This window comes from Pseudomonas sp. GB2N2 (genome assembly GCF_054897705.1).
In genome coordinates, this window is the sequence record NZ_CM142701.1 from 4,683,446 (window position 1) to 4,707,685 (window position 24,240).

Below are 24,240 nucleotides of genomic sequence, written 5' to 3' on the forward strand. Positions count from 1 at the left end.
AGGCCTCGGAAGCCGAGAACAAAAGGGGCAGGCATTATTGCAAGTAATTCTTGTTAACAGAAGTAATAGAGTCTCTTTTTTTCCTTCATTGCTAGCCGCTCGTTCATTGCCGGCGCTAGTTTGTGGCTTTCCGATAGGAGTTTTTTGATGTCCGCGCCATCTGTTTTGATCGCCGGCTGCGGTGATGTCGGCAGTCGTCTGGCCGCCCGATTGCTGGCTTCCGGGTGGGAAGTTCATGGCCTGCGCCGTGACGTTTCACGCTTGCCGGACGGTGTCATCGGTGTTGCTGGCGACTTGTTCAATGAAGAGTGTCCAGCGACCTGGCCAATTGGTGCGGTGGACTACCTTGTGTATTGCGCGGCGGCCACCGACCACGATGAGGCCGGTTATCGGGCGGCGTATGTGCAGGGATTGCAGCATGTGCTGGAGTGGCTGGGCGACTACGGGCAGGTACCGAGTCGACTGCTGTTCGTTTCCAGCAGCAGCGTCTATGGCCAGCAGGAAGGCGAGTGGGTCGACGAGACTTCACCCGCGATGGCGGCGGGTTACTCCGGGCGCGTGATGCTCGAAGCCGAGCAGATTGCCCTCAATAGTGGTATCCCGGCGAGCATCGTGCGCTTGACTGGCATTTATGGTCCGGGTCGTGAGTGGTTGCTGACCCAGGTTCGTCGCGGATACCGCGTGGCGACTGATCCTCCGCTGTACGGCAACCGCATTCACGCTGATGACGCGGCGGGTTTGATGGCGTTTTTGCTTGAGGCGGATCATCGCGGCGTGGCGCTGGATGGCTGCTACATCGGCGTGGACGATGCGCCGGTGCCGTTGGCCGAAGTGGTGGGATGGTTGCGCGAGTATCTGGGCGTGACTGAATGGGCTGACGACGCGAGCGTGCGGCGCACCGGCAGCAAACAGTGCAGCAATGCGCGGGCGAAGGCCTTGGGCTGGGTGCCGAAGTACCCGAGCTACCGCGAAGGTTATGCCGCGATTCTCGAAGGCCGCAGCTGACTGTAGGAGCCGGCAAGCCGGCTCCTACAGTTGGTTGTGCGTTGGCCTTAAGGCCGGGTTACTGCTTCTCGAGTAACCACTTGCGCTCACCCGGCGTAAACGATGGCATCTCATCTGCCTGCGCGGTGTTCACCGCCTGCAGAATCTCCAGCTCCTTGCCTTTACGCGCAAAGATCCAGGTGTTGCCCTGGCCGTTCTGTTGCAACCACATGTTGTCGTGGCCGCCGCTCATCGAAGCGCAATCGCCGGCCAGACACAGCGCATAGCGATCCGCCCCTGACAGGCCGGTTACCTGGCCGTCGGCCTGGAATTGCACGGTGCTGCCCTCGCCGGGGCCGCTGACAACGGTCCAGCTGCCGCCCATGTAGGCCGAGTACAGCGCGCGCTCGAAGCTGGCGCCGATCGGTGCGCCTTCCGGTACCGGGATTAGCGCGCGGTCGAAGACCTGCGCGGGTTCGTTGTCGCTGGCGGCCTGGGCCAGTTGTTTGCCGTCACGCTTCAGCTCGCTGGCGGAACTGCCATAAAAGTCGACTTTCCATGCCCCGGACTTTTCGCCCAGCAGCTTGCCTTCGACGTTTTCAAAACCGTTGGTGTAGCGGGCCTGAGCGGCCTTGGTGTTGACGTCCCATTCCAGGTTCGGACCATAGGCCTGGAGCGCTTCACGCAGGGGGCCGCCTTTGGACGCAGCGTCGATCGCCACCTGGTTAATCCAGGTGCCGCTGATGTCACGGTCGGCAGGGTTGCTGGCACATCCGCCCAAGAGTAGGGCGACCAGCGAGAGAGCTAGCGCGTGGCGCATGGTGGAATCCTTCCAAAAACAGAAGCGGCGCAGCCTTTGGTAGCTGCGCCGAACGTATTACTCAATGACCAGAATGGCATCCATTTCAACCTGCGAACCCTTTGGCAGGGCAGCCACGCCGATGGCGGCGCGGGCTGGGTATGGCTGATCGAAGTACTTGCCCATGATCTCGTTGACCTTGGCGAAGTGGCTCAGGTCGGTGAGGAAGATGTTCAGCTTGACGATGTCCTTGAACGAACCGCCAGCCGCTTCTGCTACAGCCTTGAGGTTCTCGAACACCTGGACGGTCTGGGCTTCGAAGCCTTCAACCAGTTCCATGGTTTTCGGGTCCAGTGGGATCTGGCCGGACATGTAAACGGTGTTGCCAGCCTTGATCGCCTGGGAGTAAGTACCGATGGCAGCCGGGGCCTTGTCGCTGGTGATAACAGTCTTGGTCATGAATGACTCCTTGTAATAGGTTGGATTAGGCACGCATGCGGGTGATGCGAATCACCCCGGTCAGTGCGCGCAGTTTCTTGATCACGCGGGCCAGGTGCACACGGTCGTGGACGCTGACCACCAGTTGGACCACGCTGATGCGACCATCACGTTCGTCCATGCTGATTTTTTCGATATTGCCGTCGGCCGCGTTGACGCTGCTGGCCAGCAACGCGATCAGGCCGCGCTGGTGTTCCAGCTCGACGCGCAGCTCAACGTTGAATTCGCCGGTGACATCCTTGGCCCACGAAAGCTGGATGCATTTTTCCGGGTTGTGGCGGATTTCGCTGATGTTGCGGCAGTTATCCAGGTGCACCACCATGCCTTTGCCCGCGGACAGGTGACCGACAATCGGGTCGCCCGGAATCGGCGTGCAGCATTTGGCATAGCTGAGCACCAGGCCTTCAGTGCCGCGAATCGCCAGCGGGCCTTCCGCGCTTGGCAGTTGTTCGCCTTCGCCCAACAAGCGGCGGGCGACCACGTAAGCCATGCGATTGCCCAAGCCAATGTCTTCAAGCAAGTCTTCGATCAGTTCGAGGCGGTACTCGGCCAGCATCGCCTTGACGCGCTCGGCCGGGACTTTGTCCAGGGAGCTGTCGAAACCGTTGAGGACCTTGTTCAGCAGGCGTTCGCCGAGGCTGATGGACTCGGAGCGGCGTTGCAGTTTCAACGCGTGGCGGATGTGCGTACGCGCCTTGCCGGTGACCACGAAGTTAAGCCACGCCGGGTTCGGCCGGGCGCCGGGCGCGCTGACGATCTCGACCGTGGAGCCGCTTTGCAGCGGTTCGGACAGCGGTGCGAGACGGCGATTGATCCGACAGGCAATGCAGCTATTGCCGACGTCGGTGTGCACCGCGTAAGCGAAGTCGACCGCCGTGGAGCCTTTGGGCAGCTCCATGATCCGGCCTTTGGGCGTGAACACGTAGACCTCGTCCGGGAACAGGTCGATCTTCACGCTTTCGATGAATTCCAGCGAGTTGCCGGCGCGTTGCTGCATCTCCAGCACGCCCTTGACCCACTGGCGGGCGCGGGCGTGAGTGCCTTTGGGCTGCTCGTCGCCACTGGATTTGTACAGCCAATGGGCGGCGATGCCGTTGTTGGCCATCTCTTCCATTTCACGGGTGCGGATCTGGATCTCGATCGGCACGCCGTGCATGCCGAACAGCGTGGTGTGCAGCGACTGGTAGCCGTTGGCCTTGGGGATCGCGATGTAATCCTTGAAGCGCCCCGGTAACGGTTTGTACAAATTATGCACAGCACCCAGCACGCGGTAGCAGGTATCGACCTTGTCGACGATGATCCGGAACGCATAGACGTCCATGATCTCGTTGAAGGCCCGACGCTTGCCGCGCATTTTCTTGTAGATGCCGTAAAGGTGTTTCTGACGACCGCTGACCTCCCCTTGAATGCCGTCGATAGCCAGGCAGTGGCTGAGGGATTCTTCGATCTTGTTGACGATTTCCTTGCGGTTGCCCCGGGCGCGTTTGACCGCCTGGTTGATCCGCGCGGAACGCATCGGGTGCATCGCCTTGAAGCCGAGGTCTTCGAATTCTATGCGGATGGCGTGCATGCCCAGCCGGTTGGCGATAGGCGCGTAGATTTCCAGGGTTTCCTTGGCGATCCGCCGGCGTTTTTCGCCGGACAGGACTTCCAGTGTGCGCATGTTGTGCAGGCGGTCGGCGAGTTTGACCAGGATCACGCGAATGTCACGCGCCATGGCCATGGCCATTTTCTGGAAGTTTTCGGCTTGCGCTTCGGCTTTGGTCTCGAAGTTCATCTGTGTCAGCTTGCTGACGCCATCGACCAGTTCGGCCACGGTTTCGCCGAACTGCGCTTGCAGCGCTTCCTTGGCAATACCGGTGTCTTCGATCACGTCATGCAGCATCGCAGCCATCAAACTCTGATGGTCCATGTGCATGTCGGCAAGAATATTCGCCACCGCAAGAGGGTGCGTGACGTACGCCTCACCGCTACGGCGGCGTTGACCGTCGTGGGCTTGTTCGGCGTAGAAATACGCTCGGCGGACCAGATTGACCTGGTCCTTGCCGAGGTAGGTCGATAAGCGATCGGCGAGGGCGTCTATGCTCGGCATGATGACTCCTGCCGTTCGCTGTGACCCCGCGCCGTGCTACGTCGACCAGGCATAGGCTTAGACGGCCTCGTTGGACTCGTCTTCGAACGCTGCGAACAGCGGTTCGTCTTCGACGATTTCAGCATTGGCGATGAACTCGTAGCTCATCAGGCCTTCAGCGATTTCACGCAGCGCTACGACGGTAGGCTTGTCGTTTTCCCACTGAACCAGAGGCTCTTTACCGCCGGTGGCCAGTTGACGGGCACGCTTGGTGGACAGCATGACCAGTTCAAAACGGTTTTCCACATGGTTCAGGCAGTCTTCAACGGTTACGCGGGCCATGGTATTCCTCGGAGCGAATGCAATATGCGCGCTGCCCGGGTGGGCGAGCGGACTCAACAGTTTAAAAAATCACCAGCAATTAGGGAAGCGCTGATTTTTTGACCAAGCCCTTCAACGCGCTGCAACTGCCAATGTAAAGCCCTTGCAGCGGTTTTGGGAAGTGCTCTTTAACCAAGCAATTCAGCCAAAAGTTTGCCGTTACGTTGTTGCTGGCGCTTCTGATGCAGCTGATTGGCGCGGAAAATCGCCTGCAAATCGTGCAATGCATGGGCGAAATTGTCGTTGATGATCAGGTAGTCGTAGTCGACATAGTGGCTCATCTCGCTGACGGCTTCACGCATCCGGCCATCAATGATTTCGTCGCTGTCCTGGCCGCGATTGGTCAGGCGCTGGTGCAATGCCTGCAAGGACGGCGGCAGGATGAAGATCGAACGGGCCTGTGGCATCAACTTGCGCACTTGCTCGGCGCCTTGCCAGTCGATTTCCAGAATCAGGTCGTGGCCTTCGTCCAGCGTCTGCTGCAAGTGACTTTGCGACGTGCCGTAGAGGTTGCCGAAGACTTCGGCGCGCTCGAGAAAATCGCCGTGCTCGATCATCTTCACAAACTCGCCGCGTTCGACGAAGTGGTAGTTCACACCATTCACTTCACCGGGGCGCATGGCGCGGGTGGTGTGGGAGACCGAAACGCGGATCTCCTGATTAGCGTCGGTCAGGGCCTTGACCAGGCTGCTCTTGCCCGCGCCCGAAGGTGCGGAAATGATGTACAGGGTGCCGGTGCTGTGGGTCATGTCGGGTTTGCCTTACTCAATATTCTGCACTTGTTCGCGCATCTGCTCGATCAACACTTTGAGGTTGACCGCCGCCTGGGTGCTGCGCGGGTCGAAGGCTTTGGAGCCCAGTGTGTTGGCTTCACGGTTCAGTTCCTGCATCAGGAAGTCGAGGCGCCGGCCGGCAGCACCGCCGGATTTGAGCACCCGGCGAACTTCGATGATATGGGTGCTCAGGCGATCCAGTTCCTCGGCAACGTCGCTCTTCTGAGCGAGCATGACCATTTCCTGTTCCAGGCGCTGCGGGTCCATCTCGGCTTTCATGTCGGCGAAGCGGTCGAGGACTCGCTGACGTTGAGTCGCGAGCATCTGCGGAACCAGCTCGCGCAGGGTCACCACGTCTTGTTCGATGGAAGTCAGGCGATCGTTGATCAACCGCGCCAACTCCGCGCCTTCGCGCTCGCGGCCGGCCTTGAGTTCCTTCAGGCCTTCATTGAACAGCGCCCGTGCTTCGGCATTCAACGCTTGCGGGTCGGTGGCATCGCCCACCAGCACGCCGGGCCAGGCCAACACTTCCAGCGCGTTCAGCGCGGCCGGGTTCTTGATCAAGCTGGCGATGGTCTCGGCGGCAGCGACCAACTGCGCGGCGCGTGCGCGGTCGACCTGAAGAGGTTTATCGGTGTTTTCTTCGGTGAAGCGCAGGGTGCATTCGAGCTTGCCCCGGGAGATTTCCTGACGCAACGCTTCGCGGACCGCGCCTTCAAGATCACGAAACGACTCTGGCAGACGCAAATGCGGTTCCAGGTAGCGGCTGTTGACCGAGCGCAATTCCCAGCTCAGGGTGCCCTGAGCGCCGGCTTTTTCGACGCGGGCGAAGGCGGTCATGCTGTGCACCATGGAGGTACCTCGCAATGCAGGTCCGAGCATTACCAAAGGTTTCGCGGACCCGCTATCTGTGAATTTAAGCCGACAGGCAGCAAAGGCGCAGGATTGTAGCGCAGTGGGGCGGATGCGCCCAAACACACGGTGTGACAAAGGCGTGCAGGCCGTCGGTAAAGCCGTGTTCTAAGCTCAAACGAGAGCCTTCAATCGTCGGGCGGATTTTTTAGAAGTGCCCAGGCTTGGCGCGCGGCTCTATAATGCTCGGCAGTTTTCCGTCCCCAGTACAGGTATTCCCTATGAAACGTCCAAGTGGTCGCGCTGCCGATCAGCTCCGCTCGATCCGCATTACCCGCAACTACACCAAACACGCCGAGGGATCCGTACTGGTCGAGTTCGGTGATACCAAAGTCATCTGCACCGTCAGCGTTGAAAACGGCGTGCCGCGTTTTCTCAAGGGGCAGGGCCAGGGTTGGCTGACCGCCGAATACGGCATGCTGCCGCGCGCCACTGGCGAGCGTAACCAGCGTGAAGCCAGCCGCGGCAAGCAAGGCGGCCGCACCCTCGAAATCCAGCGTCTGATCGGTCGTTCGCTGCGCGCTTCGCTGGACATGTCCAAGCTGGGCGACGTCACCCTGTACGTCGATTGCGACGTGATCCAGGCTGACGGCGGCACCCGCACCGCGTCCATCACCGGCGCCATGGTTGCATTGGTCGATGCCTTGAAAGTGATCAAGAAGCGCGGCGGCCTGAAAGGCGGCGACCCACTCAAGCAAATGATCGCTGCCGTTTCGGTGGGCATGTACCAAGGCGAACCCGTGCTCGATCTCGACTACCCTGAAGACTCGGCTGCCGAGACCGACCTGAACGTAGTGATGACCAGCACTGGTGGCTTCATCGAGGTTCAGGGCACTGCTGAAGGCGCACCGTTCCAGCCTGAAGAGCTGACCGCCATGCTCGAACTGGCGAAGAAAGGCATGACCGAGATCTTCGAACTGCAAAAGGCCGCACTGGCCGACTGACCGGACCCGCTCCAGACAAGGAGGACATTATGAGTGACGAGCAAGAGGTGCTTCCCATCCCGAGCAAAGACGTTCGGCAATGGGCGATGTTTTGTCACCTGTCCGCCTTGCTGGGGATCTGGATTCCGTTCGGTACGTTGATCGGTCCGCTGATTCTCTGGCAGATGAAGCGAGAGATGGACCCGTTCGTCGATGCGCAGGGCAAGGAGGCGCTGAACTTCCAGATCACCGTCGCCATTGCTTCCGCCATCTGCTTTCTGCTGATGGTGGTGATCGTCGGGTTCTTTCTGTTGGGTCTGGTGGCGATTGGTGCGTTGGTACTGACGATTATTGCTGGAGTGAAAGCCAATGAAGGGGTGCCGTATCGGTATCCGTTTACCTGGCGATTGATCAAATAGCGAGCAACGCATAATCCTTGTGGGAGCAAACATGCTCCTACGATGAGTCACCATTTGCGTGCCCCATACAATGAGTTTGCGTGCAAAGCGCAGCTCGTTACGGCTGAACGTTAATCCCATCATTTGTAGGACTTATCTTATTTTCAGTTGGAAAACTTTCTAAGTTGCCTCTTGTTGCTTACCATCTGGAGCCGCTCTCTTCAGGGTTTCGTGTATATCTGTTTTTAAACACTTTTAGTCACAACTACAATGCTTCAACACGACCTATGTTGTTGGCAGCGGGACTTGTCGATTGTTAAAGTTGCCTCAAACAATATCCATCAAAAAAATATTTAGATACGTTCAGACCATTGACGGTTCTTGAATCCAATACCAATTAGTGTTGATAAAAATCAACCTGTTCTAGAGGCGTGTCCGGGTAAACAGTTCGCCTCTGAATACATAGTCCAAGAGTATCCAATGATTGAGCTGGATTTTTATGGAACACTTGTGGCCGCCTCCTTAGTCCTTCTGTTGGGGCGCGCACTTGTCGCACGGGTCGGATTTCTACGTATCTACAATATCCCCGAACCTGTTGCAGGTGGCCTTGTAGTTGCCGTGATTCTCTTGGCGCTGCGCATCCTCGAGATTGAAGTACGGTTTGATACCTCACTGCAGACGCCGTTGATGCTGGCTTTTTTTGCCACCATTGGCTTGAGTGCGGATTTCGCCAGTTTGAAGAAAGGCGGGCACGTAGTCGGGCTTTTTCTCCTGGCGGTTATCGGGCTCCTCGTGGTGCAAAACGCCATGGGTATCGGTCTCGCCAAAATTCTGGGCCTTGATCCGTTGATGGGCTTGTTGACGGGCTCGATTACGCTGTCTGGCGGTCACGGTACAGGCGCGGCCTGGGGCGCAACGTTCAGCGAGAAGTTCGGTCTCGCGTCTGCCTCTGAGCTTGCCATGGCCTCTGCGACGTTCGGTTTGGTGCTGGGCGGGTTGATTGGTGGTCCGGTCGCTCGCCTGCTGATCAAGCGTGTCCAGACACCCGGCTGCGGACACGAGAAGCCGCGCCTGCCAAAGGGTTTTGAGCAGCCCAACAAAGAGCGCGCGATCACACCGTTCTCGTTTATCGAGACCCTTGCACTGATCGCCGTCAGCTTGATGGCGGGCACTCTCCTTAATGGCCTGCTTCACGGAACGGCGTTTGAATTGCCGACGTTTGTTTGCGTACTGTTCGTCGGTGTGATTTTACGCAACGGGCTTTCAGCGTTTGGCCTGTATCAAGTTTTTGAGCGTGAGGTCTCGGTACTGGGCAATGTCAGTTTGTCGCTGTTTCTGGCGATTGCTCTGATGTCACTCAAACTGTGGGATCTGGCTGCGCTGGCGTTGCCGATTTTCATCATCCTGGCCGCGCAAGCATTAGTGATGGCGTTGTTCGCGATTTTCGTCACGTTCAGAGTCATGGGCAGCAACTATGACGCGGCAGTACTGGCGGCGGGGCACTGCGGTTTTGGGTTGGGTGCAACGCCCACTGCCATCGCTAACATGCAAGCAGTGACGCAACGTTATGGACCCTCACAAATCGCATTTCTGGTGGTGCCAATGGTGGGGGCGTTCTTCATCGACATTATTAATGTCATCGTGATCAAATTTTATTTGGCGCTGCCGTTTTTCGCTGTTGTTTAAACATGTAACGCATAAAAAAATGCCCGTATCTTTCGATACGGGCATTTTCGTCAAGCGTTCAACTAGATCGTCAGCGTCCAGTCATAGTCTACGATCAGCGGCGCGTGCTGCGAAAACCGTGGCTGACGTGGCAAGCGAGCGCTTCGTACAAAGCGGCGCAGGCCCGGCGTCAGTATCTGGTAATCGAAACGCCAGCCCAGGTTGAGCATCTCAGCCTGTTCGTTGTCCGGCCACCAGCTGTACTGATCGCCCTCACGGCTGACTTCTCGCAGGGCGTCGACATAACCCATATTGCCGACAATCTCGTCCATCCAGGCACGTTCAGGTGCCAGGAAGCCCGGAGATTGCTGGCTGTCCCGCCAGTTCTTGATATCCAGCTTCTGTTGCGCCACGTACAGCGAGCCACAGTAAATGTACTCGCGACGTTTGCGTCGCTGTTTATCCAGATAACGGGCAAAGTCGTCCATTAGCTTGAACTTCTGGTTCAAGTCTTCATCGCCGTTCTGCCCCGAAGGAAGCAGCAAGGTCGCGATGCTGACCTTGTCGAAATCGGCTTGCAGGTAGCGCCCGTAGCGGTCGGCTGTCTCGAACCCGAGACCGCTGATGACTGCCTTCGGCTGCAACCGCGAGTACAAAGCCACGCCACCCTGGGCGGGAACTTCAGCTTCGCAGGCATAAAGGAAGTAGCCATCCAGTTGGAAGGCTGGATCGTCCAGTTCAAAGGCGGAGGCGCGGGTGTCCTGCAGGCAGATGACGTCGGCATTCTGTGCTTGCAGCCAACTGAGCAAACCTCGCTCCACTGCAGCCTGAATACCATTGACGTTCACACTGATGATCCGCATAAATGGCCCCAAAAATCGCGTGCGTGTATGATACACGGCGTCAACCTAATTAGCTAAATCCGTGGTATTTGGGGTTTTTTTCATGCAAGCGTATCAGCGCGATTTCATTCGTTTTGCCATCGATCGCGGCGTTTTGCGCTTCGGTGAGTTCACCCTGAAGTCCGGGCGCACCAGTCCTTACTTCTTCAATGCCGGCCTGTTCAACTCGGGTTCGGCCCTGGCGCAGCTGGGTCGTTTCTACGCAGCCGCCATTGTCGAGAGCGGTATTTCCTTCGACGTATTGTTCGGTCCGGCCTACAAAGGCATCCCGTTGGCGGCGACCACCGCGGTTGCGCTGGCCGAACATCACGACCGTGATTTGCCATGGTGCTTCAATCGTAAAGAGGCCAAGGCTCACGGCGAAGGCGGAAGTCTGGTCGGCGCGCCATTGATCGGCGAAGTGCTGATCATCGATGACGTGATCACCGCTGGCACCGCGATCCGTGAGGTGATGCAGATCATCGCTACGCAGGATGGCGCCAAGGCGGCGGGCGTGCTGATCGCCCTCAACCGCCAGGAGCGCGGCAATGGTGAGCTGTCGGCGATTCAGGAAGTGGAGCGAGATTTCGGAATTCCGGTCATCAGCATTGTTTCGCTAAACCAAGTGCTGGAATTCCTGGCGGACGATCCGCAGCTCAAGCAGCACTTGCCTGCCGTCGAAGCTTACCGCGCCCAGTTCGGCGTCTGACACCGACCCATTGTTGTGGGAGCGAGCCTGCTCGCGAAGAGGCATTCACATTCAATATTGATGTGACTGCAAGACCGGTTTCGCGAGCAGGCTCGCTCCCACAGGTTTGTCGGTGGGCAAAAAAAGACCCCGCTCAGCCAGGTTGAGCGGGGTCTTTTTACATTTGCTGCTTAGTGACGCTTGCGATTGCTGATCAAAGTACCCACACCGGTATCGGTGAAGATCTCCAGCAGAATTGCATTCGGCACCCGGCCATCGATAATCAGCGAGCTACCAACACCACCCTGAACCGCTTCCAGCGCACAACGGATCTTCGGCAACATGCCGCCGTAAATCGTGCCGTCGGCGATCAGGTCGTCGACCTGTTGAGTCGTCAGCCCAGTCAGCACAGTCCCCGATTTGTCCATCAACCCAGCAATGTTGGTCAGCAGCATCAGCTTCTCAGCCTTCAGCGCTTCGGCGACTTTACCGGCCACCAGATCAGCGTTGATGTTGTAAGACTCGCCATTGGCACCGACGCCGATTGGCGCGATCACCGGGATGAAGTCGCCTTTGACCAGCAGGTTCAGCAGGTCAGTGTTGATCCCGACCACTTCGCCCACTTGCCCGATGTCGATGATTTCCGGTTGAGTCATCTCCGGCGTCTGGCGAGTCACGGTGAGCTTTTTCGCACGAATCAGCTCGGCGTCTTTACCGGTCAGGCCGATGGCGCTGCCGCCGTGGCGGTTAATCAGGTTGACGATGTCCTTGTTGACCTGGCCGCCGAGGACCATTTCCACCACGTCCATGGTTTGCGCGTCAGTCACGCGCATACCATCGATGAAGTGGCTCTCGATCGACAGGCGCTTGAGCAGGTCGCCGATTTGCGGGCCGCCCCCGTGAACCACCACCGGATTGATGCCGACGGCTTTCATCAGCACGATGTCGCGGGCGAAGCCGGTTTTCAGCTCCTCGCTTTCCATCGCGTTGCCGCCGTATTTGATCACCAGCGTCTTGCCGACATAGCGGCGAATGTAAGGCAGCGCTTCGGACAGGACCTTGGCGGTATTGGCGGCGGCTTCGCGTTCGAGGGTCATTCAGGGCTCCGGGTGAATCAGAAGATCAAAACGGTAATTGGAGATCAGGTGCAACGCGGTTCAACTGGACTTTGAAAACGTCCTTGATGCGCTGCAGTTCAGCCTCGTCATCAGCCTCGAAGCGCAGCACCAGCACCGGCGTGGTGTTGGACGCGCGCACCAGGCCCCAGCCTTTGGCGTAGTCGACCCGCACGCCGTCGATGGTGGTCAGGTCAGCGCCTTCGCCCCACTTCGCGTCGTGCAGTGCATCAATGATGCTGAATTTGCTCTCTTCGGTCACATGGATATTGATTTCCGGCGTAGAAATATCGTTCGGGAAGGTCGCAAACAGCTCTTCCGCGTTGGATTTTTCCTTGCTGAGGATTTCCAGCAGGCGTGCGGCGCTGTAGATGCCGTCATCAAAACCGAACCAGCGTTCCTTGAAGAAGATGTGCCCGCTCATTTCGCCGGCCAACAAGGCGCCGGTTTGTTTCATCTTCTTTTTGATCAACGAGTGACCGGTCTTCCACATTAGCGGCTGGCCGCCATATTCCTTGATCAGCGGGGTCAGGCGGCGGGTGCATTTGACGTCGAAAATGATTTCCGCATCAGGGTTTCGCGCCAGTACGTCACGGGCGAAGAGCATCAGCAGGCGGTCCGGGTAGACGATGCTGCCGGTGTTGGTCACCACGCCGACGCGGTCGCCGTCGCCGTCGAAAGCCAGGCCGAGGTCGGCGTTGGTTTCCTTGACCTTGGCGATCAGGTCCACCAGGTTTTCAGGCTTGCCCGGGTCCGGGTGGTGGTTCGGGAAGTTGCCGTCGACTTCGCAGAACAGCGGGATAACTTCGCAGTTCAGGGCTTCGATCAGCTGCGGGGCAATCACGCCAGCCGCGCCGTTGCCGCAGTCGACCACGACTTTCAGGCGACGGGCGAGTTTGATGTCCTGGACGATTTCAGTGTTGTAGCGATCGAGGATCTCGACCTTGGTGACACTGCCGTTGCCGCTGCTCAGGTCGTTGGTCTTGAGGCGGTCGTGCAGGGCCTGGATCTGTTCGTTGGCCAAAGTGTCGCCAGCAATGACGATCTTGAAGCCGTTGTAGTTCGACGGGTTGTGGCTGCCGGTCAGCATCACCCCGGATTTTCCGGCCAGTACGTTGGCGGCGTAATACAGCGCAGGCGTCGGCACCAGGCCGACGTCGCTGACGTGGCAACCGGCGTCGGCCAGGCCTTTGATCAATTGCTCGACCAGTTCCGGACCGGACAGGCGACCGTCGCGACCCACGGAAACATTCGGTTCGTCCTGAGCCAGGCTCTGGGCGCCGATGGCGCGGCCGAGCCAGTAAGCGGTCTCAGCGTTGAGGAATTCAGGGACGGTGCCGCGGATGTCGTAGGCGCGGAAAATGCTGTCAGGGAACTTGGGTGCGACGTGGGCGGGGGTGCTCATCTGTAGGAATACTCCATCTCGAAAGTGGCTGGACCTTCGCACGAGGATTTCGGCGGGTGGCTCAAACTGAAGGGTATGACGGCTTTTTCCACAGAGAGTTCGTGGTGCGAAAAGGCCATGACGCCGGTTTCACTGAGCATTTGGCCGGCCAATGCGTTGATTTGCAGTGTTAAACCTTGCAGATGACGACTGTGCAATTTTCATCCTGAAAATGTTGATTACCTTTCAGGCCGGGCAGGGCGCCCGGACTGAAAAACCTGAAATCAATGGCTGCCGGAGTGACCGAAACCGCCCGCGCCGCGCTCGGTTTCGACGAACTCTTCGACCATTTCGAAGTGTGCTTGAACCACCGGCACCAGCACCAGCTGGGCCAGACGCTCGCCAACGACCATGTTGAAATCGGTCTGACCACGGTTCCAGCACGAGACCATCAGCGGGCCTTGATAATCGGAGTCGATCAAACCGACCAGGTTGCCCAGCACGATGCCGTGCTTATGGCCCAGGCCCGAGCGCGGCAGAATCAGCGCGGCCAGACCGGGATCGCCGATGTAGACGGACAGGCCGGTCGGGATCAGTACGGTTTCACCCGGCTTGATCACGGTGTCTTTTTCCAGCATGGCGCGCAGGTCGAGGCCGGCGGAGCCTGGCGTGGCGTATTGCGGCAGCGGGAATTCGCTACCGATGCGGGGGTCGAGGATCTTGGCTTGCAAAGCGTGCATGTAAATTAAACCTGGTTCAGACGTTCGGCGATAAAAGTGATCAGCTGGCGAGCGATTTTGCTCTTGCTGGTCTGGGCGAAAAGTGTGGCGTGTAGCTCACGGTCGATCACGCTGCAGGCGTTTTCTTCGCTGTTGAAGCCAATGCTCGGGTTGGCAACGTCGTTGGCGACGATCAGATCAAGGTTTTTGTCTTTCAGCTTGCGTGCGGCGTAATCGAGCAGGTGTTCGGTTTCGGCGGCGAAACCGACACTGAATGGACGGTCGGGGCGCGTGGCGATGCTGGCCAGGATGTCCGGGTTGCGGACCATCTGTAGCAGCAAGCCGTCGCCGTTCGTAGGGTCTTTCTTGAGTTTCTGTGGGGCGACGACTTCCGGGCGGTAGTCCGCGACCGCCGCCGAGGCGATGAACAGGTCGCAGGGGATCGCGGCTTCGCAGGCAGCGAGCATGTCGCGGGCGCTGACCACGTCGATGCGCGTGACGCGATCCGGGGTCGGCAGGTGCACCGGGCCGGTGATCAGGGTCACGCGGGCCCCGGCTTCCACCGCGGCTTCGGCCAGGGCGAAGCCCATTTTCCCGGAGCTGTGGTTGGTGATGTAGCGCACCGGGTCGATGTTTTCCTGAGTCGGGCCGGCGGTGATCAGCACGTGTTTGCCGGTCAGCGCCTGGCGCTTGAAGCAGTCCGCCGCGCACTGGGCCAGTTCGACGGCTTCGAGCATGCGGCCCAGGCCAACGTCGCCGCAGGCCTGGCTGCCGGAGGCCGGGCCAAAGGCTTTGATGTCTCGGCTTTCGAGGGTTTGCAGGTTGGCCTGGGTCGCCGGGTCGCGCCACATGGCCTGATTCATCGCCGGGGCAATCGCGACCACGGCGTCCGTGGCCAGCACCAGCGTGGTCAGCAGGTCGTCGGCAACGCCTTGCGCCAGCCGGGCGATCAGGTCCGCAGTGGCCGGTGCGATCAGCACCATGTCGGCCCATTTGGCCAGCTCGATGTGGCCCATGGCAGCTTCGGCCGCCGGGTCCAGCAGGTCCAGATGAACCGGGTGCCCGGACAAGGCCTGCATGGTCAGCGGGGTAATGAACTCGCTGCCGCCTCGGGTCATGACCACGCGCACTTCGGCACCCTGGTCGATCAGGCGGCGAACCAGGTCAGCGCTTTTGTAGGCCGCGATGCCGCCGCCGACGCCCAGAACGATGCGTTTCCGATACAGCCGCTGCATAGGTCTGCCTTTCATTTCGTTAATGACTGCGTGGCGATACCCCCTCCCCAGGAGTGAAATCGCTCGCAAAAAAGATGGGCTACGATATCACAGCGACCGCGACGGAACAGCGGCGCCCACAGACCAGGGAGGTGTTATGAGTATTCGTGATTGGCCGGCGGCGGAACGACCGCGGGAGAGGTTGCTGGAGTTGGGTTCGGCGAGTCTTTCGGACGCTGAGCTGCTGGCGATTTTTTTACGGACCGGAGTGTCCGGCAAAAGCGCGGTGGATCTGGCGCGACATTTGTTGAATCAGTTTGGCAGCCTGCGTTCGCTGCTTGAGGCGGATCAACCAACATTCAGCAAACAGTTAGGGCTCGGGCCGGCGAAGTTCGCGCAATTGCAGGCCGTGCTGGAAATGGCACGACGGCATCTCGCGGAGCGCTTGCGCCACAAATCGGTGCTGGAAAATCCGCTGGCCGTACGTGACTACCTCAAGTCGATGCTGCGGCACGAGCCTCATGAGGTCTTCGGCTGCCTGTTTCTGGACTCGAAACATCGAGTGTTGGCATTTGAATCGTTGTTTCGCGGCTCGATCGACTGCACCAGCGTTTATCCGCGTCAGGTGGTCAAACGCGCTCTGGCCCATAACGCCGCAGCGCTGATCCTCTGCCACAACCATCCGTCGGGCAATTGCGACCCCAGCCAGGCCGACCGGATGCTGACCAAGCGCCTGCAAGAGGCACTGGACCTGGTCGATGTGAGGATTCTTGATCACTTCATCATCGGCGATGGCGATCCATTGTCGATGGCCGAATATGGATGGATGTAGGCCCCTGTAGGAGGGAGCTTGCTCGCGAAGAACGTCAACGATGACGCAGCGTGTCTGGTTACCAGCGTTGTCTGTGCGTTTTTCGCGAGCGAGCTCGCTCCTACAAGGGGTTGCGGTGCTACTTCAGGTTGACCTTGGAAAAGTCCTGGCGGCCAAACGGGCTCACCGAATACCCCTCGACTTCCTTGCGCATCAGCGCGAAAGCCGTCGGATGCGCCAGCGGCAGCCACAGTGCTTGCTGCTGGATCTGCGCCTGCGCCTGTTCATACAGCTTGGTGCGCACGCCTTGCTCGGAGGTGGTCTTGCCGGCACTGATCAGCTTGTCCAGGTCCTGATTGCAGTAGCGGGCGAAGTTGGTACCGGACTTGACTGCCGCGCAGGAAAACTGCGGCGTCAGGAAGTTATCCGGGTCACCGTTGTCGCCGGCCCAGCCCATGAACAGCAGATCGTGTTCGCCGGCCTTGGCGCGACGGATCACTTCACCCCATTCGATCACGCGGATCTCCGCCTGAATGCCGATTTCCGCCAGGTCCGACTGCAGCATCTGCGCGCCGAGGCTCGGGTTGGGGTTCAGCAGGCTGCCGGACGGGCGCGTCCAGATCGTCGTCTGGAAGCCATCTTTCAAACCCGCTTTAGCCATCAGCGCCTTGGCCTTTTGAACGTCGTGCGGATAGCCCGGCAAGCCTTTAGCGTAGCTCCAGGTGTTCGGCGGGTACGGGCCGTCGGCGGGTTGCGCGGTGTCTTCGAACACCGCTTTGATGTAGCTGGCCTTGTCGAAGGCGAGGTTGATCGCCTGGCGCACTTCAGGCTTGTCCAGCGGTGGGTGTTGACTGTTGATGGCCACGAACGCGGTCATGAACGCGTCGGTTTTCTCGACCTTCAGCGTCGGCTCTTTCTGTGCTGCCTGTACGTCCAGAGGTTTTGGCGACAAGGCGATCTGGCACTCGTTGCGGCGCAGTTTCTGCAGTCGAACGTTGGCGTCCGGGGTAATCGCGAAAATCAGCGTGTCCACCGCAGGCTTGCCACGGAAGTAGTCCGGATTCGCCTTGTAGCGAATCGACGCATCTTTCTGGAAACGCGTGAAAATGAACGGGCCGCTGCCAATCGGCTGGCTGTTGAGCTTCTCCGGGGTGCCGGCCTTGAGCAGCTTGTCGGCGTATTCGGCGGAGTAAATCGAAGCGAAGCCCATGCTCAGCGTCGGCAGGAAGGTCGAATCCGGATGATCAAGGGTGAAGCGCACGGTCAGCGGGTCGAGGGCGTCGATCTTCTTGATCAGTGCAGGCAATTGCATCGATTGCGCGTGCGGGAAACCGCTCTGCGCCACCTTGTGCCATGGGTGTGCCGGGTCGAGCATGCGGTCGAAGCTGAATTTAACGTCTTCAGCGGACAGGTCCCGCGTGGGCGTGAAGTATTCGGTGTGGTGGAATTTCACCTGCGGGTGCAACTTGAACACGTAGGTCAGGCCGTCGGGGGTGACTTCCCAGCTGTCCGCGAGACCGGCGACCACTTTGCCGCTGGCCGTGTCGAAGTCCACCAGGCGGTTCATCAACACATCGGCCGAGGCGTTGGTGGTGGTCAGCGAGTTGTATTGCACCACGTCGAACCCTTCGGGGCTGGCCTCGGTGCAGACGCTCAGGGCGGCGGCATGGGCCAACGGGCTGAGTAGAAGCGGGGCGAGCAATAGCGGTAGGGCAGCAAGGCGCATGGTCGGATTCCTTTACAGATCGAAGGCCCATCTGCAAGTGCAGTCTGGAAAAGGCCTACCCTAGTGGGCTCTTTTGCAAATGACTATCCCCTTTTTCATTTTAAGGGGACTATGTGCGATTGTTTTGGGTGTGTGCTGCCCGAGCGAAACCCTGAATCGACCGGTCGGACCGTTCTCTGCGACGAGCGGTCTTCATCGACGATAGCCTTTATCCAAGGCACTCGCAGCCTGAAAAACGGGGTTTTTATCAAGTCAGTTCACACGGAATGTTGTTGCACCCAAGTCTTTCTGGTATAAAGCAGCGCTCTTTTCTAGGGGCCCGGTTCCTTCGTTTGTAGGTGTAGCCGGTAAGACCCCTAAAGAAACGCGGCGCCTCGGCGCCAACTGAGAGATTAAGCGGCCAACCCATGCCGGGTTGGGCATGTGGTTTTAGAGGGCTGAGGCATGTCGAGAGTATGTCAAGTTACCGGTAAGGGTCCGGTGACTGGGAATAACATTTCCCACGCAAACAACAAAACCCGTCGTCGTTTCCTGCCGAACCTGCAGCATCACCGCTTCTGGGTTGAAGAAGAGAAACGTTTCGTGCGTCTGCGCGTATCTGCCAAAGGCATGCGTATCATCGACAAGCGTGGCATCACTGTCGTGCTGGCCGAAATTCGCAAAGCTGGCAAGATCTAAGGGAGCTAATCATGCGTGAATTGATTCGTTTGATTTCGAGCGCCGGTACTGGTCACTTCTACACTACCGACAAGAACAAGCGTACTACCCCGGACAAACTCGAGATCAAGAAATTTGATCCGGTTGTTCGCAAGCACGTGATCTACAAAGAAGGCAAAATCAAGTAATTGATTTTTCCCTCTTACGAAAAAGGCCCGTATCGCGAGATACGGGCCTTTTTTGTTTCTGCGGTTTCCCCATCAACTGAGCCGGGCAATTACCCGAAGTAGATGGCTGTGACGTTGTCCTTTTCATCAACGACCAGGTTGATACGTTCAGCCCGCGAGTCGTACGTCGCCACATAATGGCCCCAAGGGCGAGTGGGGCGACCGGTAGTGTCTTCGACCTGTTGGCGCAGTGCTTCGGAGTAAGGCGAGCCGATGACGGAACTGATCAGTTCGAGTGCCTGGTCGTCGGTGTAGGTGGTTGCGTTTGGCATATTGCTTCCTTGCGGCGAGTTCACTAATCGAGGCGCTACGTCCTTCGCAGCGCCTGTCGATAATCTGCCCGTGGAAGTGGCCGGGTGAGGTATATATTTAGTCTTTTTGTTCAAAGGCCACATAAATCTTGCGGCACGGCTCCAGCACTTCCCAAGTGCCCCTGAACCCCGCCGGAATCACAAAGCGATCCCCCGCGCGCACGGTTTTGCTGTTGCCGTCGTTGTCGCGCAGTACGGAAACGCCCTGCACGATTTCGCAGTATTCATGCTCGGTGAAATTCACGTGCCACTGACCGACTGCGCCTTCCCAAACCCCGGCATTCAACTGGCCGCACGGGCTGTTGTAGTGGTTGTACACCGCTTGCTCGGGATCGCCCTTGAGGATTTTTGCCGGGTCCGGCCGATAGCGCTCGGGCGCAGTAGTGGCCTGGCTGAAGTCGACGATGTTCTGGATGCTCATTGTTGTAATCCCCCGTGATTGCGGCGCGAGTGGCTGGAAAGGTGCTGGAAAGCCCAAAGTCTATGTTTATTAAAATGAACACCGCAAGGCCGTTTGCCGACCTTATGTCAAATATATTGAAACAACCCCGGCCACTGGTTTAGGGTGGCGGTTGCCTTCGGTCGAACAAGCAGGCTGGACTGGCAGAATTCCTGAGGACGTCCGCGAAGAACGCGGGGCGCTCGTATTCAACAAGAGGAGGACACTCGAATGACCACCCTGACTCGTGCCGATTGGGAACAACGGGCTCGCGATCTGAAGATCGAAGGCCGCGCCTACATCAATGGCGAATACACCGATTCCGTCTCCAGCGAGACTTTCGAGTGCATCAGCCCCGTCGATGGCCGTCTGCTGGGCAAAATCGCCAGCTGTGACGCCGCCGACGCTCAGCGTGCTGTTGAAAACGCTCGCACCACGTTCAATTCCGGCGTCTGGTCGCGCCTGGCGCCGACCAAACGCAAAGCCACCATGATCCGTTTTGCCGGCCTGCTGAAACAGCACGCCGAAGAGCTGGCCCTGCTTGAAACCCTCGACATGGGCAAGCCGATCAGCGATTCCCTGTACATCGATGTTCCCGGCGCGGCGCAAGCCCTGAGCTGGAGCGGTGAAGCCATCGACAAGATCTACGACGAAGTGGCCGCGACCCCGCACGATCAACTGGGTCTGGTCACCCGTGAGCCCGTCGGCGTTGTCGGCGCCATCGTGCCGTGGAACTTCCCGTTGATGATGGCCTGCTGGAAACTCGGCCCTGCGCTGTCCACCGGTAACTCGGTGATCCTCAAGCCATCGGAAAAATCGCCGCTGACCGCCATCCGCATCGCTGCACTGGCTGTTGAAGCCGGTATCCCGAAAGGCGTATTGAACGTGCTGCCGGGCTTCGGTCACACCGTCGGCAAGGCACTGGCCCTGCACAACGATGTCGACACCCTGGTGTTTACCGGTTCGACCAAGATCGCCAAGCAATTGCTGGTCTACTCCGGCGAATCGAACATGAAGCGCGTCTGGCTCGAAGCGGGCGGCAAGAGCCCGAACATCGTGTTCGCCGATGCGCCGAATCTGCAGGAAGCTGCTGAAGCTGCTGCTGGCGCCATCGCCTTCAACCAGGGGGAAGTCTGCACCGCCGGTTCGCGTTTGCTGGTCGAGCGTTCGATCAAGGATACGTTTCTGCCGCTGGTGATCGAGGCCCTGAAAACCTGGAAGCCGGGCAACCCGCTGGACCCGGCGACCAACGTCGGCGCGCTGGTGGATACGCAGCAGATGAACACAGTGTTGTCCTACATCGAAGCCGGTCACACCGATGGCGCCAAGCTTGTTGCTGGAGGAAAGCGCATTCTTCAGGAAACCGGTGGCACGTACGTCGAGCCAACGATTTTCGACGGTGTGAACAACGCCATGAAAATCGCCCAGGAAGAGATTTTCGGCCCAGTGTTGTCGGTCATCGCTTTCGATACCGCCGAAGAAGCCATCGCGATTGCCAACGACACGCCGTACGGCCTCGCCGCTGCGGTGTGGACCAAGGACATCTCGAAGGCGCACCTGACTGCCCGCGCACTGCGTGCCGGTAGCGTGTGGGTCAACCAGTACGACGGCGGCGACATGACCGCTCCGTTTGGTGGTTTCAAGCAGTCGGGCAACGGTCGCGATAAATCGCTGCACGCATTCGACAAGTACACCGAACTGAAGGCGACCTGGATCAAGTTGTAAGCTCCACGCAACGTAGATCCCCTGTGGGAGCGGGCTTGCTCGCGAAGCGCCGTGACAGCCGACGATGATGTTGGATGTGATGGCCTCTTCGCGGGCGAGCCCGCTCCCACAATGTTTTGTGCTGTATATAAAAATATCCACAGGAGCGTGGAACATGCGTTGGGCGACTTATTTCGCCGTGTTGGCGTCTGTCTTGAGTGTCGGCCTGGCGTTGGGCGTCAGCATGCCGCTGGTCTCGTTTCGCCTGGAAGGCTGGGGGTACGGCTCGTTTGCCATTGGCGTAATGGCTGCGATGCCGGCGATTGGGGTGCTGCTGGGGGCGAAGATCTCCAGTCATCTCGCCGCACGGTTTGGCACGGCGAATCTGATGCGCCTGTGCCTGTGGGCGGGCGCAGTGTCTATCGGCTTGCTGGCGCTGTTGCCAAGTTATCCGGTGTGGCTGGCGTTGCGCCTGATGATCGGGGTGATCCTGACTCTCGTCTTCATCCTCGGTGAAAGCTGGATCAACCAGTTGGTTGTCGAGCAATGGCGCGGGCGGCTGGTGGCGCTGTATGGCAGCAGCTATGCACTGAGTCAGCTGGCCGGGCCGGTGCTGTTGGGCGCTCTGGGCACCGACCACGATTACGGGTTCTGGGTCGGTGTCGCCTTGCTCTCGGCGGCGCCGTTCCTGCTGCTGCGCCGCAGCGGTGCGCCGACGAGCGAAGCCTGCAGCGTAACCTTCAGCGACTTGTGGGCGTTCTGTCGAGGCCTGCCGGCGATTGCCTGGGGCGTGGCGCTGTTTGCGGCGTTCGAAGCGATGATCCTGACCTTGCTGCCGGTCTATTGCCTGCGTCAGGGCTTCACCACGGAAATCGCCTTGGCGATGGTCAGTACCGTGGTGGTCGGCGATGCCTTGCTGCAACTGCCGATTGGTGCGCTGGCGGATTATCTCTCGCGACGCACGTTGTTCACCGGGTGTGCCTTGGTGCTGCTGGCGTCGAGCCTGGCGATTCCGATGCTGATCGACACATTGCTGATCTGGCCGTTGTGGGTGCTGTTCGGCGCCAGTGCCGGGGGCTTGTTCACCTTGTCACTGATCCTGATTGGCGAACGTTATCGCGACGATGCGCTGGTGCGGGCCAATGCGCATATTGCGCAGTTGTGGGGCATTGGTTGCCTGATTGGACCCTTGGCGGCCGGTGCCGGTAGCCAGTGGGTCAGCGGGCATGCGTTGCCGTTGTTGATGGCAGCGGGTGCGCTGGGGTTGGTGATTTTGCTGATGCGCCAAGGTGCATTCGGCGCCGTCGCCGAGCCTGCCTGACAACAACTGTAGGAGCGAGGTTGCTCGCTCCCACAGGGGTTTATCGCTGGTCAGAGCATCTTCTCCAAGCCCACCGCAGTGCTCATCCACGCATTGAACCGGCGCCACAGGCTGCCGGGCTCCTTGGTCAGCGTGTGCATTTTTCCGTCGTCCTCGGTCACCCAGACGATCCGGCCATTCTCGAGCTTCACCTGATAACTCAAGGGTGGCGCCATACCTTCCATGGCCGCTTTGCGCACATGCGCGGCGAGTTCCGGGCTGTCCACCAGCACCCCGACTTCGGTGTTCCATAGCACCGAGCGGGGGTCGAAGTTGAACGAGCCGATGAAGGACTTCTGCTGATCGAAGATCATCGCCTTGCTGTGCAGGCTGGAATCGGAGCCCTGGTACGACTTGCTGGAGAAAATACGCGGCCCGCTGCCACCGCCTTCACCGGGCTGGCGGCGTAATTCGTATAGCTTGACGCCATGTTCGAGCAGCGCCTTGCGATAGGGCGCGTAACCGCCATGCACCGCGGGCACATCGGTGGCCTCCAGCGAATTGGTCAGCAGGGTCACCGAGACCCCGGCATCGGCGCGGCCGGTGAGATAAACCAGCCCCGGCTGCCCCGGTACGAAGTAGGCCGAGATCATGATCAGCTCCTTGCTGACACCTCTGAGTTCAGGCGCCAACTGCGTGGTCAGCAGCAAATGCGGGTCAGGCTCGCCTTTTGACAATACCTTGCTCGGCGCGTCCCACAACGCCTGGTTCCAGGCCCAGATCAATTCCCGGCGCCAGATGTCCATGCGCGGCAGCGTGGTGTAAGTCATCAATTGTTGATACAGCGCGTGATTCTGTTTACGCGTCTCTTCCAGCGATTCTTCCAGGCGCGTGCGCGTATTCTGCAAATCTTTTTGCGTCGGTCGGCTCGACAGGAATTCATCGATCGGCTTGCTCAGCGCACTGTTCCAGTACTGGTCGAAGCTGTGGCCAAGCTGCTCGGCGACCGGCCCGACGCTCAGCATGTCGATGTCGGTGAAATTCAGGTTGGGTTCGGCATCGAAATACTCGTCCCCCAAGTTGCGGCCGCCGACGATGGCCGCGCTGTTGTCCGCCAGCCACAGTTTGTTGTGCATGCGCCGGTGTTGCAGCGACAGGTTGAATAGCCGACCCATCGTCCGCGTCACGCCGGTGCTGCGGCCCAGGTGCAGCGGGTTGAACAGGCGAATCTGGATCTGCGGGTGCGCGGCCAGCGTGGCGATGATCCAGTCGAGGCCGTCGCTGGTGGTGTCATCCAGCAGGATTCTCACCCGGACGCCGCGATCAGCGGCCTTGAGCAACTCGTCCACCAGCATTCGCGTGCTGATGCCGTCGTGGACGATGTAGTACTGCAAGTCGAGGCTGCTCTGAGCGTTGCGGATCAGCTCGGCACGGGCCATGAAGGCTTCGCTGCTATTGGCCAACAGTCGAAAACCGGATTGCCCTTGATGGGGCGCGGCTTGCGCCTGGATGGAACGGCCGAACGCCGAGTCGCTGGCGGGCAGCGCCTGGCTCGGTTCCCGTTGAACATCGAGGTTGGTACAACCGCCCAGAAGCGAGGCGAGTAGCAGAAGCGCGGGCAGGGACTGTCTGACTCTCACGTAGGATCGTTCCGATTGGT

General features: G+C 59.2%; 24 protein-coding genes and 1 pseudogene. 10 read left to right on the top strand and 15 right to left on the bottom strand.

The window, feature by feature from the left end; genetic code table 11:
- The first annotated feature begins 147 nt into the window (after positions 1-147).
- Complete coding sequence (locus tag ACYZT4_RS21625; RefSeq protein WP_461982887.1) at positions 148-1,005, top strand: SDR family oxidoreductase; 858 nt, start codon at positions 148-150, stop codon at positions 1,003-1,005.
- Between the two features lie 58 nt (positions 1,006-1,063).
- Here the strand turns inward: ACYZT4_RS21625 and ACYZT4_RS21630 are convergent, their stop codons facing one another.
- The 6 genes from ACYZT4_RS21630 to ACYZT4_RS21655 form a co-directional block, all read right to left on the bottom strand.
- Positions 1,064-1,804: a hypothetical protein gene (locus ACYZT4_RS21630; protein WP_461982888.1), complete on the bottom strand. Its 741-nt coding sequence runs from the start codon at positions 1,802-1,804 to the stop codon at positions 1,064-1,066.
- Positions 1,805-1,861: 57 nt separating this feature from the next.
- Entirely contained in the window at positions 1,862-2,242 is a 381-nt protein-coding gene (locus ACYZT4_RS21635) for a RidA family protein (RefSeq protein WP_003229509.1), read from the bottom strand.
- A 25-nt stretch (positions 2,243-2,267) separates the two neighbouring features.
- Complete coding sequence (gene spoT / locus ACYZT4_RS21640; RefSeq protein WP_461982889.1) at positions 2,268-4,373, bottom strand: bifunctional GTP diphosphokinase/guanosine-3',5'-bis pyrophosphate 3'-pyrophosphohydrolase; 2,106 nt, start codon at positions 4,371-4,373, stop codon at positions 2,268-2,270.
- A gap of 57 nt (positions 4,374-4,430) precedes the next feature.
- Positions 4,431-4,694 carry a DNA-directed RNA polymerase subunit omega gene (rpoZ, locus tag ACYZT4_RS21645; protein ID WP_007894670.1) on the bottom strand — a complete coding sequence of 88 codons (264 nt, stop codon included), beginning with the start codon at positions 4,692-4,694 and terminating at the stop codon, positions 4,431-4,433.
- Between the two features lie 167 nt (positions 4,695-4,861).
- A complete protein-coding gene (gene gmk / locus ACYZT4_RS21650) occupies positions 4,862-5,482 on the bottom strand; it encodes a guanylate kinase (protein ID WP_461982890.1) in 621 nt (206 codons plus the stop codon).
- Positions 5,483-5,494: 12 nt separating this feature from the next.
- Positions 5,495-6,358 carry a YicC/YloC family endoribonuclease gene (locus ACYZT4_RS21655; RefSeq protein ID WP_461982891.1) on the bottom strand — a complete coding sequence of 288 codons (864 nt, stop codon included), beginning with the start codon at positions 6,356-6,358 and terminating at the stop codon, positions 5,495-5,497.
- A gap of 281 nt (positions 6,359-6,639) precedes the next feature.
- On the opposite strand from ACYZT4_RS21655, the gene rph reads away from it, so the two are divergent.
- From rph to gltS, 3 genes are all read left to right on the top strand, one after another.
- Positions 6,640-7,362, top strand: a complete 723-nt coding sequence (rph, locus tag ACYZT4_RS21660; protein ID WP_461982892.1) for a ribonuclease PH — start codon at positions 6,640-6,642, stop codon at positions 7,360-7,362.
- Positions 7,363-7,391: 29 nt separating this feature from the next.
- Positions 7,392-7,760 carry a DUF4870 domain-containing protein gene (locus tag ACYZT4_RS21665; RefSeq protein WP_461982893.1) on the top strand — a complete coding sequence of 123 codons (369 nt, stop codon included), beginning with the start codon at positions 7,392-7,394 and terminating at the stop codon, positions 7,758-7,760.
- Positions 7,761-8,219: 459 nt separating this feature from the next.
- Positions 8,220-9,425 (top strand): sodium/glutamate symporter, encoded by a 1,206-nt coding sequence (gltS, locus tag ACYZT4_RS21670; RefSeq protein WP_461982894.1) that lies wholly within the window; start codon positions 8,220-8,222, stop codon positions 9,423-9,425.
- 62 nt (positions 9,426-9,487) lie between these two features.
- On the opposite strand, the gene ACYZT4_RS21675 is transcribed toward gltS, so the two are convergent.
- Positions 9,488-10,267: an exodeoxyribonuclease III gene (locus ACYZT4_RS21675; RefSeq protein WP_008030595.1), complete on the bottom strand. Its 780-nt coding sequence runs from the start codon at positions 10,265-10,267 to the stop codon at positions 9,488-9,490.
- Positions 10,268-10,349: 82 nt separating this feature from the next.
- Here ACYZT4_RS21675 and pyrE point away from each other — a divergent pair, with 82 nt between their 5' ends.
- The gene (pyrE, locus tag ACYZT4_RS21680) at positions 10,350-10,994 is read left to right on the top strand and encodes an orotate phosphoribosyltransferase (protein WP_461982895.1); all 645 of its coding nucleotides are present in this window, start codon (positions 10,350-10,352) and stop codon (positions 10,992-10,994) included.
- A gap of 170 nt (positions 10,995-11,164) precedes the next feature.
- Here pyrE and argB read toward each other — a convergent pair whose 3' ends face one another.
- The 4 genes and pseudogenes from argB to coaBC all read right to left on the bottom strand — a co-directional run bounded on the left by argB (position 11,165) and on the right by coaBC (position 15,426).
- Entirely contained in the window at positions 11,165-12,070 is a 906-nt protein-coding gene (gene argB, locus ACYZT4_RS21685) for an acetylglutamate kinase (protein ID WP_008007602.1), read from the bottom strand.
- A gap of 25 nt (positions 12,071-12,095) precedes the next feature.
- Positions 12,096-13,472: pseudogene (locus ACYZT4_RS21690) on the bottom strand (phosphomannomutase/phosphoglucomutase); the annotation flags it as partial.
- Positions 13,473-13,756: 284 nt separating this feature from the next.
- The gene (dut, locus tag ACYZT4_RS21695) at positions 13,757-14,212 is read right to left on the bottom strand and encodes a dUTP diphosphatase (RefSeq protein ID WP_201115687.1); all 456 of its coding nucleotides are present in this window, start codon (positions 14,210-14,212) and stop codon (positions 13,757-13,759) included.
- A 5-nt stretch (positions 14,213-14,217) separates the two neighbouring features.
- On the bottom strand, positions 14,218-15,426 hold the full coding sequence (gene coaBC, locus ACYZT4_RS21700) for a bifunctional phosphopantothenoylcysteine decarboxylase/phosphopantothenate--cysteine ligase CoaBC (protein WP_461988757.1): 1,209 nt from the start codon (positions 15,424-15,426) through the stop codon (positions 14,218-14,220).
- Positions 15,427-15,562: 136 nt separating this feature from the next.
- Here coaBC and radC point away from each other — a divergent pair, with 136 nt between their 5' ends.
- A complete protein-coding gene (gene radC, locus ACYZT4_RS21705; protein ID WP_461982896.1) occupies positions 15,563-16,237 on the top strand; it encodes a RadC family protein in 675 nt (224 codons plus the stop codon).
- Between the two features lie 118 nt (positions 16,238-16,355).
- On the opposite strand, the gene ACYZT4_RS21710 is transcribed toward radC, so the two are convergent.
- Positions 16,356-17,942, bottom strand: coding sequence for an ABC transporter substrate-binding protein (locus ACYZT4_RS21710; RefSeq protein ID WP_461982897.1), 1,587 nt, complete (start codon positions 17,940-17,942; stop codon positions 16,356-16,358).
- Between the two features lie 444 nt (positions 17,943-18,386).
- Here ACYZT4_RS21710 and rpmB point away from each other — a divergent pair, with 444 nt between their 5' ends.
- Positions 18,387-18,620 (top strand): 50S ribosomal protein L28, encoded by a 234-nt coding sequence (rpmB, locus tag ACYZT4_RS21715; RefSeq protein WP_007894701.1) that lies wholly within the window; start codon positions 18,387-18,389, stop codon positions 18,618-18,620.
- 11 nt (positions 18,621-18,631) lie between these two features.
- Positions 18,632-18,787, top strand: a complete 156-nt coding sequence (gene rpmG / locus ACYZT4_RS21720; RefSeq protein WP_095057645.1) for a 50S ribosomal protein L33 — start codon at positions 18,632-18,634, stop codon at positions 18,785-18,787.
- A gap of 89 nt (positions 18,788-18,876) precedes the next feature.
- On the opposite strand, the gene ACYZT4_RS21725 is transcribed toward rpmG, so the two are convergent.
- Positions 18,877-19,098, bottom strand: coding sequence for a hypothetical protein (locus ACYZT4_RS21725; protein ID WP_461982898.1), 222 nt, complete (start codon positions 19,096-19,098; stop codon positions 18,877-18,879).
- A gap of 97 nt (positions 19,099-19,195) precedes the next feature.
- Entirely contained in the window at positions 19,196-19,558 is a 363-nt protein-coding gene (locus ACYZT4_RS21730; RefSeq protein ID WP_461982899.1) for a cupin domain-containing protein, read from the bottom strand.
- A gap of 249 nt (positions 19,559-19,807) precedes the next feature.
- On the opposite strand from ACYZT4_RS21730, the gene ACYZT4_RS21735 reads away from it, so the two are divergent.
- Together ACYZT4_RS21735 and ACYZT4_RS21740 are read left to right on the top strand one after the other, a co-directional pair.
- Positions 19,808-21,301, top strand: a complete 1,494-nt coding sequence (locus ACYZT4_RS21735) for an aldehyde dehydrogenase (protein ID WP_461982900.1) — start codon at positions 19,808-19,810, stop codon at positions 21,299-21,301.
- A gap of 154 nt (positions 21,302-21,455) precedes the next feature.
- Complete coding sequence (locus ACYZT4_RS21740) at positions 21,456-22,601, top strand: MFS transporter (protein WP_461982901.1); 1,146 nt, start codon at positions 21,456-21,458, stop codon at positions 22,599-22,601.
- A gap of 50 nt (positions 22,602-22,651) precedes the next feature.
- Here ACYZT4_RS21740 and ACYZT4_RS21745 read toward each other — a convergent pair whose 3' ends face one another.
- The gene (locus tag ACYZT4_RS21745) at positions 22,652-24,220 is read right to left on the bottom strand and encodes a phospholipase D family protein (protein WP_461982902.1); all 1,569 of its coding nucleotides are present in this window, start codon (positions 24,218-24,220) and stop codon (positions 22,652-22,654) included.
- Positions 24,221-24,240: the final 20 nt, after the last annotated feature.